We start from the raw sequence: 14,585 nt of genomic DNA on the forward strand, positions 1-14,585 counted from the left end.
TTATAGCAAAGCTTGTCCCCACAGTAAAGAACAAAATAAGAACATACTCCGGAACAAGGCCGGGGACGACGGCGAGGGAGCAGGAAGGTGTCATTCCGGCCGAAGCGCAGCAGAGGGGAAGGGAATCCCCTTGCACGCGCTGCCACTGGATCCCCTTCCCGGTCCTGCGGACCGCCGGGGATGACGCGCGCGTATTCCCCTCCCCCTGTGGGCGGAAAAAATTACCGCGTTCCCCGCACCTCAAAGCCCTGGAAAGGCCCCTCGCCTTCGGCATTGCCTTCCGCCGGCTCGACCCGCTCGACCACCGCGCCGCGCGGTCCCTGGCGGCAGGCNGACGCGCGCGTATTCCCCTCCCCCTGTGGGCGGAAAAAATTACCGCGTTCCCCGCACCTCAAAGCCCTGGAAAGGCCCCTCGCCTTCGGCATTGCCTTCCGCCGGCTCGACCCGCTCGACCACCGCGCCGCGCGGTCCCTGGCGGCAGGCCTTCAGCATGACAGCGACCAGATCGTCCGGGCCGGAGAACAGGGCCTCGACCGTGCCGTCGCGCCGGTTGCGGACGAAGCCCTTAAGACCGTGAAGCTGCGCCTGGTGCTGGGTCCAGGCGCGGAAGCCCACGCCCTGAACCCTGCCGTGAATGATGACGTGAGCGACCCGTCCTTCCGTCATGATGCCTTCCTGTCGTGAGTGAACTGGACTCCGATATGGCGCCTGCGGCGGCCAGGAATAGATTCGATGCCCCTGCAATCGGCAGCAGAGCCCTGCTTCCCGACGCGCCAAGCAGAAAAACCGCGTCCGCCGATCGGGATCCTGATCCAGCAGGAAGACAGAGCGCTTAGAACATCGTGCGGAACCGGAGGTCCGCGTCAGCGAAAAGTGCACCCGGTTTTGCGCCCGAACGATGCTCTCATCCCAAGAGAAAGCATCGGATGGAATCCCAAAAGTGCAAATCCACTTTTGGCCGATGCTTTAGGCGACGAGATCTTGCGGGAGCGCAGCGCGCGTCCGATGAACCGGCGAGGATGGATCGGCGGCTGCACAGCGTCACGGTCTGCTGTCGACCGCCTCGGGAAGCGCCGAGAGCGGCTTACCGACGCCGGACCGGGGTCGATGATCCTCCCGGCGCGCTCCAGCGCGGCTGGACGGCTGGACGGTCCGTGGGCGGCGCAGCGGCGGAGGCCTTCTCCTTCGGCAGCCAGACGGCCAGGCTGCGGATGTAGTCCTCCGGCAGGCCCGCATGCCGCGCGGCCCCGATGACGCCTTCCATGTAGGCAGGCTTCGGCGTGCCGGGCCTGGCGCTGCGTCCGATATAGACCACCGCCCGCCGCGGCCCCTGCGCCGTGACGACGGGCAGGATCACCTTGGTGTAGAGCCCGGTCGAGAGGCTCTCGTAGCGGTCGAGCGCCGGCACGTCGGCGAGCGCCAGGTCCCACACCATGCCCCAGACCACCCGCTGCGGGTCGCGCACCACCGAGGCATAGCCCTCCTCGAAGACGATGAAGCGGTGGCGCATGAGCCGGCCGAGTCCGACCGGCTTGGATGCCGGGCAGCGCTGGGCCATGGCGGCCTGGTCCATATTGGAGCCGTAGGCGAAATAGAGGGGCATGGGCGCTCTCTGCGGTCCCTTGATCCGACCCGACCAACCTAATCCTGAGGAGCCACGGCAAGCGGCGTCTCGAAGGATGATCCAGTGCGCGCTGGAGACGCCCTCGTCCCTCGAGACGCTTCGCTCCTCAGGATGAGGGCTTCTGGATGAGAGTTTACGCGAACTCCAGAATCACGGCGTCGACGGCGAGGCTGTCGCCTTCCTTGGCGTGGATCTTGGCGATGGTGCCGTCGCGCTCGGCGCGCAGGACGTTTTCCATCTTCATGGCCTCGACGATGCAGAGCGGCTCGCCCGTCTTCACCTCCTGGCCGACCGACACGCTGATGGCCTTGACCAGACCGGGCATCGGGCAGAGCAGCTGCTTGCCGGTATCCGCCTCCAGCCGCTCGGGCATGAGCGCCGCCAGTTCCGCCTCGCGCTTCGTGTAGACGCGCACCTCCGCCGCCGCGCCCGCATGGGACAGGGCGACGCCGTTGAGGATCGAGCGCACCTGGACCGCGATGGCCTCGCCGCCCACATTGCCTTCCCAGACCGGCTGGCCGGGCAGCCAGAAGGATTCGACGGGCCAGGACTGCCCGTCGATGGCGATGGCGAAGCCGCCGTCGATATCCTCGACCAGCACCTCGTGCCGCTGGGAGCCTAGCATCACCACGCGCTCGCGCTCGAACTTCACGGCGGAAGCCGGGCGCATCTGGCCGGAGATCTGGCGCTTGCGCTCGTTGAGCACGTGATCGATGGCAGCGCCCACGGCGGCCATGCGCAGCGCCACCTCGCCTTCGGGCGCCGGAGCCTTGAACCCTTGCGGGAACTCCTCGGCGATGTAGCCGGTGGAGAGCTTGCCGCTCTTCCAGCGCGGATGCTGCATTAGCGCCGAGAGGAACGGAATGTTGTGACGGATGCCGTCGATGGCGAAGGCGTCGAGCGCGGTCGCCTGCGCTTGAATAGCCTGCTCGCGGGTCGGCGCATGCGTCACGAGCTTGGCGATCATCGGATCGTAATAGATCGAGATTTCGCCGCCCTCGTAGACGCCGGTATCGTTGCGCACCGTCACGCCCTCGCGCTCGCCTTCCTGCGGCGGGCGATAGGTGACGAGGCGGCCCGTGGAGGGCAGGAAGTTGCGGACAGGGTCTTCCGCGTAGATGCGGCTTTCCACGGACCAGCCGTTGAGCTTCACGTCGCTCTGGGAGAGGCGCAGCTTCTCTCCGGCCGCCACGCGGATCATCTCCTCCACGAGGTCGATGCCGGTGATCATCTCGGTCACCGGATGCTCGACCTGCAGGCGGGTGTTCATCTCGAGAAAGTAGAAGGACTTGTCCTGCCCCGCCACGAACTCCACCGTGCCGGCGGAATCGTAACCCACGGCCTTGGCGAGAGCGACCGCCTGCTCACCCATGCGGCGGCGGGTCTCCTCGTCGAGGAGCGGCGACGGCGCTTCCTCGATGACCTTCTGGTTGCGGCGCTGGATCGAGCATTCGCGCTCGCCGAGATAGATCACGTTGCCGTGCTTGTCGCCCAGCACCTGGATCTCGATGTGGCGCGGATCGGTGATGAACTTCTCGATGAAGACGCGATCGTCGCCGAAGGAGCTTGCCGCTTCCGACTTGGCGCGGGCGAAGCCCTCGGCCACCTCGTCTGCGGAATGCGCGATGCGCATGCCCTTGCCGCCGCCGCCGGCGGAGGCCTTGATCATGACGGGATAGCCGATCTCATCGGCGATCCGCACCGCCTGTTCCGGTCCCTCGATCACGCCGAGGAAGCCGGGAACGGTCGAGACGTTGGCGGCCGCCGCCGCCTTCTTCGACTCGATCTTGTCGCCCATGGCGGCGATGGCCCCCGGATTGGGGCCGATGAAGACGATGCCCGCCTCGGCGAGGGCCTTCGGGAAGGCCTCGCGCTCGGAGAGGAAGCCGTAGCCGGGATGGACGGCCTGGGCGCCCGTCGCCTTGCAGGCTTCGACGATCTTCTCGATCACGAGATAGGATTGGGCGGCGGCAGCCGGGCCGATAAGGACGGCCTCGTCGGCCATCTCGACATGGAGCGCGTCGCGGTCGGCGTCGGAATAGACCGCCACCGTCTTGATGCCCATGCGCCGGGCCGTCTTGATGACCCGGCACGCGATCTCGCCACGGTTGGCAATCAGGATCTTGTCGAACATGAACCCTCGAACGCTCCACCTCAAATTTATTTGGCCCCACTCCCGTACTGCACATCGGCGCATTGGGGAAGCGGGGCCGCTTCGGCCTTTAGCGTTAGAGCATATTTCGGCGAAGTGGATCCGGTCCGCCGTCAAAAAATGCGGCACGGCAAGGACAAGAGCCGATTCCATGCAGGGGAGACGGCTCCAGACGGCGGGGAAGCTCAGGCCGCCATCTGGGAGAGCCGGGCCTGCTGGCGGCCGCGCATGATGAAATCGAGGAGCGCCATGTCCACATAGCCCGCCTCGTCGAGGATGGCATAGGCGATGTTCATGGCGGTGGGGGTCGGGCCGCCGACATCCAGCACGGTGGCGAGCCACAGGGCGTCGTCGTTGCTCACCACCCCGTTCGGGGGCTGCTTCCAGACCACGAAATCGACCACGAGCCGGGTCAGCGCCGCGCCCCAGCCTTCCACCGCATCGAGGGTGCGGTCGAGGGTCAGAAGCGCCTCGGCCTCCAGGCGGCTCGCGAGGCCGTCCGCAAGGACCTCGCCCTGGAGCGCCCTCACGTCCTCTTCGGAAACGACATGGTCGTTCGTGACCCGATCGATGAATTCGCGAAGATTGTCCCTGATCATCTCTTCGACTCCCTCCGGCTTTCGTTCGCGCAAGGCCGGTTGATCTCTTGTGTTCGGGAGGGAATGTCCCACGAGGGGCAGGCTGAAAGCGTTAACGCGACAGGCTTAACGGCTCTTGAGGTTAAGCCTTGCTGAGACTCTTTGGTTGCCGGTTTGTTGACGCAAAGATTCGGCAGGAGATGCAGAGGCTTACGATCGCGGCGCTCGGCCGCGCGCACGCTCCCCGCCGGGTCTTGCCGGCGACATTCAGGCCGGAAGACGCGCGATGTTAAGGCTTGGCGCCCGGGAGCGGCGCCCATCGGTTAAAGGTCAGCACTTCGTGTCCAGAATGCCGGTCTCGAAGAACCGCTCCATGGCCTTTTCGGCCGCCGCGATGCAGATGCCGCGCTCGTCGAGCCAGCCATCGTCGAAATGGGTGCTGCGGTAGCGCTCGCCGGAATCGCAGAGAAGCGTCACGACGGAGCCCCTCTCGCCGTTCCGCACCATCTCGCCGATCAGTTGCGCCACGGCCCAGAGGTTCGTGCCCGTGGAGCCGCCGCAGGAGCGGCCGATGCGGCGCGACAGCACACGGGCGGCGGCGATGCTCGCCGCATCCGGCACCGCAGTGGCCCGGTCGATGAGCTCCGGCACGAAGGACGGCTCGCAGCGCGGACGGCCGATGCCCTCCACCACCGAGGGCGGGCCGGAGACGGTGCAGACGGCCCGATCCGCCAGATGCCGGTGGAAGACGGAAGCCTCCGGATCCGCGAGGCACAGGCGCGTGGGCAGGCGGCGGTAGCGGATGTAGCGCCCCAGCGTCGCCGAGGTGCCGCCGGTCCCCGCTCCCACCACGATCCAGGCCGGCATCGGATGCTCCTCGTGGGTCATCTGGCTGAAGATGGACTCGGCGATGTTGTTGTTGCCGCGCCAGTCCGTCGCCCGCTCGGCATAGGTGAACTGGTCCATGTAATGACCGCCGAGCTCGGCGGCGAGCCGCGCGCTCTCCTCGTACATCTGGGCGGGGCTGTCCACGAAATGGCTCTCGCCGCCATAGAAGGCGATCTGCGCGATCTTTTCCGCGGATGTCGAGCGCGGCATCACGGCGATGAAGCGCAGGCCCAACATCCGCGCGAAATAGGCCTCCGACACGGCGGTGGACCCGCTCGACGCCTCCACGATGGCAGTCTCCGGCCCGATCCAGCCGTTGCACAGCCCGTAGAGAAACAGCGACCGCGCCAGCCGGTGCTTCAGGCTGCCCGAGGGATGGGTCGACTCATCCTTGAGATAAAGCGACACGCCCGGCGCGGCCGGCAGCGGCACCTGCAGGAGATGCGTATCCGACGAACGGTTGAAATCCGCCTCGATGGTCTGGATGGCGGCAGAGACCCAGGAGCGGGGGCAAGTCACTGGAATCATCACAACGGAATGTTGTCGTGCTTCTTCCAGGGCCGCTCGGTCTCCTTGTGGCGGAGCATGGCGAGCGCCCGCGCGATCCGCCGCCTTGTCGAATGCGGCATGATCACCTCGTCGATGTAGCCGCGCTCGGCGGCGACAAACGGCGACATGAAGCGGTCCTCGTATTCCTTGGTGCGGGCGGCGATCTTGTCGGCGTCGCCGATGTCCTGGCGGAAGATGATCTCCACCGCGCCCTTGGCTCCCATCACGGCGATCTGGGCGGTGGGCCAGGCGTAGTTCACGTCGCCGCCGATATGTTTTGACGCCATCACGTCATAGGCCCCGCCGAAGGCCTTTCGCGTGATGACGGTAACCAGCGGCACGGTGGCCTCGGAATAGGCAAACAGCAGCTTCGCGCCGTGCTTGATCAGGCCGCCGTATTCCTGCGCCGTGCCCGGCAGGAAGCCCGGCACGTCCTCGAAGGTGACGATGGGGATGTTGAAGGCGTCGCAGAAGCGCACGAAGCGCGCGGCCTTGCGCGAGGCGTCCGAATCCAGCACGCCCGCCAGCACCATCGGCTGGTTGGCCACGAAGCCCACCGTGCGGCCCTCGACGCGCCCGAAGCCGGTGATGATGTTCTTGGCGTAGGCTTCCTGGATCTCGAAGAAGTCGCCCTCGTCCACGACCTTCAGGATCAGCTCCTTCATGTCGTAAGGCTTGTTCGGGTTGTCGGGGATGAGCGTGTCGAGGCTCTCGTCCGCCCGGTTGGGGTCGTCGAAGCTCGGGATCTCCGGCACCCCGTCGAGATTGTTGGCGGGCAGGAAATCGATGAGGCGGCGCACCTGCAGCAGCGCCTCCACATCGTTGTCATAGGCCCCGTCGGCGACGGAGGATTTGGTGGTGTGGACCTTGGCCCCGCCGAGTTCCTCCGAGGTTACGGTCTCGTTGGTGACGGTCTTCACCACGTCGGGGCCGGTGACGAACATGTAGGAGCGGTCGCGCACCATGAAGATGAAGTCGGTCATGGCGGGCGAATAGACGTCGCCGCCCGCGCATGGGCCCATGATGACCGAGATCTGCGGGATGACGCCGGAGGCGATGACGTTCCTCTTGAACACCTCGCCGTAGCCGCCCAGCGCCGCCACGCCCTCCTGGATGCGCGCGCCGCCCGCATCGAACAGGCCGACGATCGGCGCGCGCATCTTCAGGGCCATGTCCTGGATCTTGATGATCTTCTGGGCGTGGGCCTCGGAGAGCGAGCCGCCGAAGACCGTGAAGTCCTTGGCGAAGACGAAGACCGTGCGGCCGTTGACCGTGCCCCAGCCGGTGACGACGCCGTCGCCCGGGATCTTCACCTTCTCCATGCCGAAATCGTTGGAACGGTGCTCGACGAACATGTCGAACTCCTCGAACGAGCCCTTGTCGAGCAGGAGCTCGATGCGCTCCCGGGCGGTGAGCTTGCCGCGGGCGTGCTGCGCCTCGATGCGCTTTTCGCCGCCGCCGAGGCGGGCCTGGGCGCGCCGCTCTTCGAGCCGTTCGAGGATGTCTTTCATGGCTGGTCCCTGGTTGCCGGGGAAAATGATCCCCCGCTTAGCACAGCCTCGGGCATCCCAAAATGCCACTATCGATGTGCTCTGCGTCACTTCACAGGACCCTGCCTCGGGTTTAGAAGAGTTTTTCTAACGTTATATCGAGGCAAAAATGAAGACCATTACGAAGCTCGCGGCCCTGGCCCTCCCCGTCGCCCTCTCGGCGGCGGGCTGCGCCAGCCGCTCGGAAGACGTGTCGGCGGCCTATGTCTCGCCCGCGGCCTACGCCAGCTACAGCTGCCGTGAGCTGGGCGCCGAGGCCCAGCGCGTCAGCAGCGCCGCCGCCTCGGCCGCAGGTGCGCAGGATTCGCAGCGCACGAAGGATGCCGTGGCCACCACGGCCGCCCTCGTCATCTTCTGGCCGGCCGCCTTCCTCGTGGGCGGCGACAACGCCAAGACGGCGGAGCTCGCCCGCCTGAGGGGCCACATGCAGGCCATCGAGGAAGCCTCCGTCCAGAAGAAGTGCGGAATCAGCTTCCAGCGCGGATAACGCGGACCGGGAGGCGCTTCCGGCACCCCCGGAAGCGCCTTTCCACCTTGCAGTGCCGTTCTTGACCTCGGCCGGGCCCGTTTTGCCGGGAGAGCCGAATTGTCAATGCAATCCATTCCCTGGGCGCTCAGCCGGCCCTTCTCGGACAATAAAGCTTAAGCCCATCCATTTCGAACAGATTTATTACGTCCGGTACGCCGTATCGACAACCTTCGGTATTACAAAGAAAAACTATCATTCAGGGGAGCCTATATGGAGTTCCCAACCGAATTTATTGGCATACGCCTTGAAACGGCACCGATTTAAGCCTACCTTAAATTGTCGACATTGGCCGGACACATGGTCCGCACCGCCCCCGAATTCCAGGCGCGCGCTCCGCTCTTTCCAATCAACGAGAAACACCCGGCATAGTCTCGCCGTCCATAAGATCGAGACGGTCCGACAGTAAATTGCCGCTCGCCCACCGAGCCACTCCCCTCCTGGAGCGGCTCTTCCGTGACCCGGCCAGCCATGGCCAAACTGGCGAGGATCGAATGAGCCTGTTCCGGAAAAGCACTCCCGCGAAATCAGTGGTTTTTGCGGTCAACTATGATGATGCCCGCACGGCCTATATGTGGATCGACAACCCGTCCAAAGCCAATGACAACCGGGCTGTCGACCTGATTGCACGCGCCCAGCAGGAGAAGGGCTTCCTGCCCGAAGGCACCATCACCACCATCAGGCGCGTCAGGTGAGACAAGCCAGCATGGGCTCCCGGCCCGACACCAGCCTGGCTCCCATAACCCGAAGAGAGCAACGATGTCTCACAAATACAAAGTCAAGCAGATGGTCCGGCTGAAGCAGCCGGGGATCTCGGACGCCAGGCTCAGCTCTGCGAGCGTTTACGAAGTTGTCCGGCTGATGCCGGCCGATCAGACGGGCGAACTTTCCTACCGTATCAAATCCGGCGCGGTCGAGAGAGCTGTCCGGGAGAGCGAGATCCGGGTCGCTTAGGCAACTCCGCTCCTCCTCTTTTCCTCATCGTCCGCCACGGACCGTGACGGCGGGCATCAATCCATTCCTATCGAGATAGGACATCCTTTGCAGGTTTTCGTCAGAGACAACAACGTCGACCAGGCTCTTCGGGCGCTCAAGAAGAAGATGCAGCGCGAAGGAATCTTTCGCGAAATGAAGGCGCGGAAGGCCTACGAGAAACCCTCTGAGCGGAAAGTCCGCGAGAAGGCAGACGCTGTTCGCCGGGCGCGCAAGCTCGCCCGCAAGCAGGCCATCCGCGAAGGATTGATCGCAGCGCCCAAACGTCCCGCCCGCGATACCCGCGGCCCCGCGCGAGGCGCCCGGGCCGGTGCGCCGTCAGCGCCCGGACCCTCTTCCGCGCAATAAGCGAATTCCGCGTTTCCGCAGCATGCGTGAAACGATCGAAGCCGCCGTCTCCGAAAGGGGACCGCGGCTTTTTTATTGGGAGGCCAGCCGGTACACGAGCGAGGCGGCCCGGAAATCGGCCTCGCGCCTGCGGCGGCGCTCCATGGCCTCGTAGTCCTCGCCCCAGACGCTTTCCTGGAAGAGTTCGTCCACATGGGCTGCGGCCCAGGCCTCGTCCACGTCGAGCCGTCCGGCCGCATGGGCCAGGGCGATGAGGACGGAGCCGGAGAGCGTCGTCATCACGTGCAGGGCGGCCAGCGCGAAGGGTGAGACGATCTGCTCGACGGCCCCGCGGATCGCGGCCAGCGCTTCGTCGGGCTGGGTCACGTGCATGACGCCCTCGGCCAGGGTGAAGCGCGCGCCGTGCGTCTCCCGCGCCCAGTCGAGCACCGGGCTCCAGGCCTCGTCCTGGCCCCGCACGAGGCGCTCCGGATCGCTCGCCCGGTAATAGATGAGGTCAGAGCCGGCATAGCGCACGAGGTCGTCGACCACCTCTCCCTGACGGGGCGCGACGCCGTCGATGGCGGAATTGACGATGCGGGTCACGGACATGACCGAAGGATCGATCTCGGCCCCCTGCTCCGCCCATTCCCCCGCCATCGCCTCGGCCAGCCCCCGCGAGGGCACCGCCAGGGCCTGCTTGCCCGGCGTCTTGGCCTGCCTGCCGTCGAGGGTGAGATGGAAGCGACCGTCCCGCTCCTCCACGCCGGCCTGCTTGTAGAAGCGCTTCGGCAGGGCGGGCTTCATGCCGGCCTGGGCGGCCCGCATGGGGTTCGGCTCGTCTTGATCGGGGAACCAGTCTCTGGGGTCTGTCATGGGCCTGAGATAAGGATTTAAGCCGTGAGATGCGAGGGCGAGGCCAGGAAATCCGAAAGGATGGGCTCGAGCTCCGCGAACGAATCCACGATGCGCCCTGCCCCGGCCTCCTTGAGCGCCGCGACCGGCTGGAAGCCCCAGGACACGCCGATGGCGGCCACGCCCGCCGCCCGGGCCATCGCCATGTCGTAGCTCGAGTCCCCGATCATCACCGCATCGGCGGGCGCAACGCCCAGTTCCTCCATGGCCTGGAGGATCATCGCCGGATGTGGCTTGGAGGGCGCATCGTCCGCGGTCTGGATGGTGGAGAAGACATGGTGCCAGCCATACCGGTCGAGGAGATAGCCGACACCCCGGCGGGACTTGCCCGTGGCGATGCCGAGCAGCGCGTCCTCCCGGCGGCTCAGTCGTTCGACGCACTCGCCCGCCCCGGGAAAGAGCACCGCGTCATTGGCCGGATCAAGGCGCAGGACCGCATAGGAATCCTTGTAGGCCTGGACCAGCCCGTCGATGGGCGCATTCGGCCCCGCCAGCACGGTGAAGGCCTCGGTCAGCGAAAGGCCGACTATGGAAAGCGACAGCTCCCGGCTCGGCGGCTCCAGCCCGAAAGCGGCGAAGGCCTGCCCCAGCGAGGCGACGATGATGTTCTGGCTGTCGACCAGCGTGCCGTCGACATCGAAGAGAACGAGTTTCAAGGCTGTCTCCTGGGGGCAGGCCTGCGCTTTTAGAGCATCGTGCGGACCCGAAGGGCCACACCAGTGAAAAGTGGACCCGGTTTTGCGCTCAAAACGGTACGCCGACAAGGCGCAAACGGTGCGTCCCGCACCCTTATCCCGCAGCGCCCTGGCCGCCCCGACCGAAGGGTTGGACCCAGAAGACGATCAGGGCGACGAAGCTAAGATAGACCATCGGCAGCACGGCAACCTGCCAGCGGCGGAACCCGGTCTCGCGCCCGCTCCTCCAGAGGAGAACCGCAAACAGAGCCGGCATGATCGCCACGAAGGCGAGGGTCACCCCGAACAATTGCAGATTCTCGATGGGCATCCCGACGATGGTGAGCGGAATGAAGGCGAGCGTCATCGTGACCACGTGGTCGCCGATCACGCTGGTGACGCCGGAGGTGACCTGTCCGCTGCGGGTCACGTACCAGGTCGCGAAAACCTCCGGCAGCGCCGCGACCGGCGCGGTGATGAACAAGCCGCCGACGATCTTCGAGATCCCCAGCGCGCCCACGATCCTTTCGGTAGCGAACACAGTGAAATAAGCTCCGAGCGCGAGCGCCGCGATCCCTGCCGCGGCCAGCCATGTCTCCTTGCGCTTCCACTCCACCTCCTCGCCCTGCCGCCGCCCGCGAAAAAGCGCCTGGGCGAGATAGGCAAAGTAGGCCAGCAACAGGATCCAGCCGTCGATGGGCTGCAGCCCGCGCCAAGGCTGCGGCAGTGTGAGCAGGGCGAAGACGGCGATCACGCCGAGATACGGCAGAGCCTGGATCGTGATGGCGCTCCGGTCGACCTGAAGGAGATGCTCGCGCCGGTGCCGCTCATGGTTCTTGTGGCCGCCACCCTCCCCGAGCCGCCTCCTGCGGGTCGCCACATAGGCGATGAAGACCATGATCGGGATGGCGAGCACGTTGGAGCCCAGCAGCGCACCGAGGCCGATATCCCCGACTCCGCGGATCGCGCTCGTGGTGTTGATGCCGATCTCGGGCGAGGCGGCGGCAAGGCCGACGAAGGCCCCGCCCGCCGCGACCGAAAAGCCCCATTGCCGGCGCAGCTTCTTCAGCGGATCGGATAGGTGTTCCGCGCCCCAATGCGCCAGCCACACCGCTGCTAGCAGAACGCCTGCCCAGACCGCAATCATCTCCGCGTGGACCTCGCTGGACGCATTGCCTCTGGATGAGCAACGAGAGCTGAAGGCTTCCGTTCCTGACGGGGCTCAGGCGACCTTCGCCTCGCTCCCGGCCATGCGCCGTTCAAGACCCGCCTTCGCCTCGGGCCATTCCTCTTTGGTGATGCTGTAGACGGCCGTGTCGCGGACGTGGCCGTCGGGCATGATCATGTGCTGGCGGAGGATCCCGTCGAGCTTCGCGCCGAGACGCTCGATGGCGGCGCGGGACTGGTCGTTGAGGCGGTGGGTCCGCAGTTCCACCGCGTTGCAGCCCAACCCCTCGAAGGCGTGGCGGAGCATGAGGAACTTCGCGTGCGTGTTCACGAAGGTTCGCTGGCAGGACTTCGCGATCCAGGTCGTGCCGATCTCGACCCGGTGGTTGGCCGCATCGATGTTCATGTAGCGGGTCGTGCCGACGACCCGGTTTCCGTCCTTCACGACGGTTGTGAAGGGAAGCGCGAGGCCGGCCTTCTGAAGCTCCAGGGCCTTGCGGACATACTCCTCGAAGCCTTCGGGCCGGGGCACTGTGGTGGTCTTCTTCTCCCACAATGCTCCGTCGCCGGCGGCGGAGGCCAGGGCCGGAACGTCGTCGAGGCTCAAGGGGCGTAGGGTCAGACGGTCCGTCGAGAGGGTTACGGGCTCGATATGGAGCATGATGAGGCGCCTTTTTTGGTCTGTCGTCTTGTCCGCGATTCAGCACCGCGCCGCAACAGCCGAAAGGCGCCGACCAGGGGGCTTTCCAGCCTCCTGATCGTCGGTCCAAGCTATCCGAGGGCCTCGTCCTAGCTCAGCAGATAGATCACGCCCGGCAGGCTCACCGCCAGCCCGGCCAGCGCCCAGGCCCCTGCCGCCGATTGCCAGCCGGCATTGCCCGTCGTGTTGCGCAATCTCTGGGCGAAGGCGGCCGAATCCATCGTCCGTCCGCTCAGGCACGAGCACAGGGCGTAGTGGGCCTGTCCCTCCGAGAGCTCGAAATACCGCATGGCGTCACCGAGCCGGTCGCTCGCCAGACCGTCGGCCCGAAGGACCGGGTCCTCGTAGGCGATGGTGAGCGGCGAGTTGTCCTCACGGATCAGGGCCCGCTCGGCCGGCGGCTTGTATTCGATCTCGCCAAGGGAGTTCAGGCGTCGCGCCGGATTGCTTTCGAGCAGGTCGATCCAACGCTGAAGTCGTTCCTGCCGGGTCAGGGGACGCGGCTGAACGTCGGCTACGCTACGGAGCTGATCTAGAGGCTTGTGTTCCATCGATCTCCTCCTGCAAGGACTCGGCCGGCCGGATGACCGGTCAAGTCGAGCAAGCGTGCTCCTCCCGAGCGGCAAAAGTGCGACACGGGAGGAGACCAATTGAGGTAGGGGAACGCCCTACTCCTCGGGCGCTTCGACGATGGGATCGTACTGGCCTGTATCGAAGCCGAGCAGGTTGAAGCTCTGCTGCATGTGCGGCGGCAGAGGCGCGGTCACGTCGATGGGCTTGCCCGTGCGCGGATGCGCGATGACGATGCGGCGCGCGAGCAGGTGCAGCTTGTTCTGGATGCCGCCGGGCAGCTCCCAGTTCTCGATGTCGAAATATTTCGGATCGCCGACGATGGGGTGGCCGATATGGGCCGCGTGCGCGCGCAGCTGATGCGTGCGCCCGGTGACGGGCTTCAGCGACAGCCAGGCAAGCTTCTGCGCCGCCGTGTCGATGACGGCGTAATAGGTGAGCGCATGGCTCGCGCCCTCATCCCCATGGCGCGCGACTCGCATGCGGGCATCGCCCTCTTCGCCTTCCTTGGCGAGATAGGTGGAGACGCGCCCCTGCCGGACCTTGGGAACGCCTGCGACCAGCGCCCAATAGATCTTGCGCGTGGTGCGGGCGCGGAAGGACTTCGCCATGGTGGAGGCCGCAAAGCGCGTCTTGGCGATCACGAGGCAGCCCGCCGTGTCCTTGTCGAGGCGGTGGACGAGGCGCGGCTTCTGACCGTCCTCCCCGGTCAGCGCATCGAGCATTCCGTCCACGTGCCGCTTCGTGCCCGAGCCGCCCTGGACCGCAAGCCCCATGGGCTTGTTGATGATGAGGACGTCCTTGTCCTCATAGAGGGTGATCGACTTAAGGAAATCCCTGTCGTCCTGGTCCTTCGCCGCGCTGCGGGAGACGGGCCTCGGCTGGTCGAGCTTCAGCGGCGGAATGCGGACCTTCTGCCCGGCGGCCAGGCGCTCGTTGGGCTGCGCCCGCTTGCCGTCGACGCGCAGCTCGCCCTTACGGACGATGCGCTGGATGTGGGTGAAGGCGAGTTGCGGGAAGCGCGCGACCAGGAAGCGGTCGACGCGCATGTCGGCCTCGTCCGGCTCGACCACGAGGGTCTGCACGCCGGTCGCCAGCACTTCCTGGGCAGCGGCCTTCGCCTCAGCCCTCGTGGGCTTGCGCGGCGCCTCGGCTGCCGGGCGGGCCTGAACCTTCGCCGCCGGCTTCTCGCGAAGTCCCGACGCAGGCCGCGCCTTGCCCGCCGTCTTTCCGGCGCGCTGCTTCACGGAGGAGCCGCCGCGCGCGGGCCTGTCCTCGCGGGTGCGAAAGCCCTGCCGCGACCCCGAGCGACCGCCGCGGGCCCCATTCTGTCCTGAACTGCTTTTCTTCATGGGTTGTGGGTATCAGAGCG

The 14,585-nt window shown here is 66.0% G+C and carries 15 protein-coding genes and 1 pseudogene; 4 read left to right on the forward strand and 12 right to left on the reverse strand.

Features of this window, described 5'->3' with window-relative positions:
* Window positions 1-372: 372 nt before the first annotated feature.
* The 6 genes and pseudogenes from LG661_RS19010 to LG661_RS19035 form a co-directional block, all read right to left on the reverse strand.
* Window positions 373-666 carry an acylphosphatase gene (locus LG661_RS19010; protein WP_230533485.1) on the reverse strand — a complete coding sequence of 98 codons (294 nt, stop codon included), beginning with the start codon at window positions 664-666 and terminating at the stop codon, window positions 373-375.
* A gap of 526 nt (window positions 667-1,192) precedes the next feature.
* Window positions 1,193-1,603: pseudogene (locus LG661_RS19015) on the reverse strand (gamma-glutamylcyclotransferase family protein); the annotation flags it as partial.
* Window positions 1,604-1,757: 154 nt separating this feature from the next.
* Window positions 1,758-3,758: an acetyl-CoA carboxylase biotin carboxylase subunit gene (locus LG661_RS19020; RefSeq protein WP_230533486.1), complete on the reverse strand. Its 2,001-nt coding sequence runs from the start codon at window positions 3,756-3,758 to the stop codon at window positions 1,758-1,760.
* Window positions 3,759-3,961: 203 nt separating this feature from the next.
* A complete protein-coding gene (locus tag LG661_RS19025; RefSeq protein WP_230533487.1) occupies window positions 3,962-4,375 on the reverse strand; it encodes a hypothetical protein in 414 nt (137 codons plus the stop codon).
* A 309-nt stretch (window positions 4,376-4,684) separates the two neighbouring features.
* A complete protein-coding gene (locus LG661_RS19030; protein WP_230533488.1) occupies window positions 4,685-5,770 on the reverse strand; it encodes a PLP-dependent cysteine synthase family protein in 1,086 nt (361 codons plus the stop codon).
* Entirely contained in the window at window positions 5,770-7,302 is a 1,533-nt protein-coding gene (locus LG661_RS19035) for an acyl-CoA carboxylase subunit beta (RefSeq protein WP_230533489.1), read from the reverse strand. Before LG661_RS19035 ends, LG661_RS19030 begins: the two co-directional genes overlap by 1 nt.
* 148 nt (window positions 7,303-7,450) lie before the next feature.
* Between LG661_RS19035 and LG661_RS19040 the strand changes: the two genes are divergently transcribed.
* The 4 genes from LG661_RS19040 to rpsU all read left to right on the forward strand — a co-directional run bounded on the left by LG661_RS19040 (window position 7,451) and on the right by rpsU (window position 9,208).
* Window positions 7,451-7,828, forward strand: coding sequence for a hypothetical protein (locus tag LG661_RS19040; protein ID WP_230533490.1), 378 nt, complete (start codon window positions 7,451-7,453; stop codon window positions 7,826-7,828).
* Window positions 7,829-8,361: 533 nt separating this feature from the next.
* Window positions 8,362-8,562, forward strand: coding sequence for a hypothetical protein (locus LG661_RS19045; RefSeq protein WP_230533491.1), 201 nt, complete (start codon window positions 8,362-8,364; stop codon window positions 8,560-8,562).
* A gap of 64 nt (window positions 8,563-8,626) precedes the next feature.
* Window positions 8,627-8,821, forward strand: coding sequence for a hypothetical protein (locus tag LG661_RS19050; protein ID WP_230533493.1), 195 nt, complete (start codon window positions 8,627-8,629; stop codon window positions 8,819-8,821).
* A gap of 87 nt (window positions 8,822-8,908) precedes the next feature.
* On the forward strand, window positions 8,909-9,208 hold the full coding sequence (rpsU, locus tag LG661_RS19055) for a 30S ribosomal protein S21 (RefSeq protein WP_230533494.1): 300 nt from the start codon (window positions 8,909-8,911) through the stop codon (window positions 9,206-9,208).
* Between the two features lie 72 nt (window positions 9,209-9,280).
* Here the strand turns inward: rpsU and LG661_RS19060 are convergent, their stop codons facing one another.
* The 6 genes from LG661_RS19060 to LG661_RS19085 form a co-directional block, all read right to left on the reverse strand.
* On the reverse strand, window positions 9,281-10,063 hold the full coding sequence (locus tag LG661_RS19060) for an ATP12 family chaperone protein (protein ID WP_230533497.1): 783 nt from the start codon (window positions 10,061-10,063) through the stop codon (window positions 9,281-9,283).
* A 17-nt stretch (window positions 10,064-10,080) separates the two neighbouring features.
* Window positions 10,081-10,758 carry an HAD-IA family hydrolase gene (locus LG661_RS19065; RefSeq protein WP_230533498.1) on the reverse strand — a complete coding sequence of 226 codons (678 nt, stop codon included), beginning with the start codon at window positions 10,756-10,758 and terminating at the stop codon, window positions 10,081-10,083.
* Window positions 10,759-10,891: 133 nt separating this feature from the next.
* Window positions 10,892-11,923, reverse strand: a complete 1,032-nt coding sequence (locus LG661_RS19070) for a sodium:calcium antiporter (RefSeq protein WP_230533500.1) — start codon at window positions 11,921-11,923, stop codon at window positions 10,892-10,894.
* Window positions 11,924-11,998: 75 nt separating this feature from the next.
* Window positions 11,999-12,604 (reverse strand): GNAT family N-acetyltransferase, encoded by a 606-nt coding sequence (locus tag LG661_RS19075; protein ID WP_230533501.1) that lies wholly within the window; start codon window positions 12,602-12,604, stop codon window positions 11,999-12,001.
* 128 nt (window positions 12,605-12,732) lie between these two features.
* Window positions 12,733-13,194 carry a hypothetical protein gene (locus tag LG661_RS19080; RefSeq protein ID WP_230533502.1) on the reverse strand — a complete coding sequence of 154 codons (462 nt, stop codon included), beginning with the start codon at window positions 13,192-13,194 and terminating at the stop codon, window positions 12,733-12,735.
* Between the two features lie 117 nt (window positions 13,195-13,311).
* Window positions 13,312-14,565, reverse strand: a complete 1,254-nt coding sequence (locus tag LG661_RS19085; protein ID WP_230533503.1) for an RluA family pseudouridine synthase — start codon at window positions 14,563-14,565, stop codon at window positions 13,312-13,314.
* Window positions 14,566-14,585: the final 20 nt, after the last annotated feature.

This window comes from Microvirga roseola (assembly GCF_020866965.1).
Classification (GTDB): domain Bacteria; phylum Pseudomonadota; class Alphaproteobacteria; order Rhizobiales; family Beijerinckiaceae; genus Microvirga; species Microvirga roseola.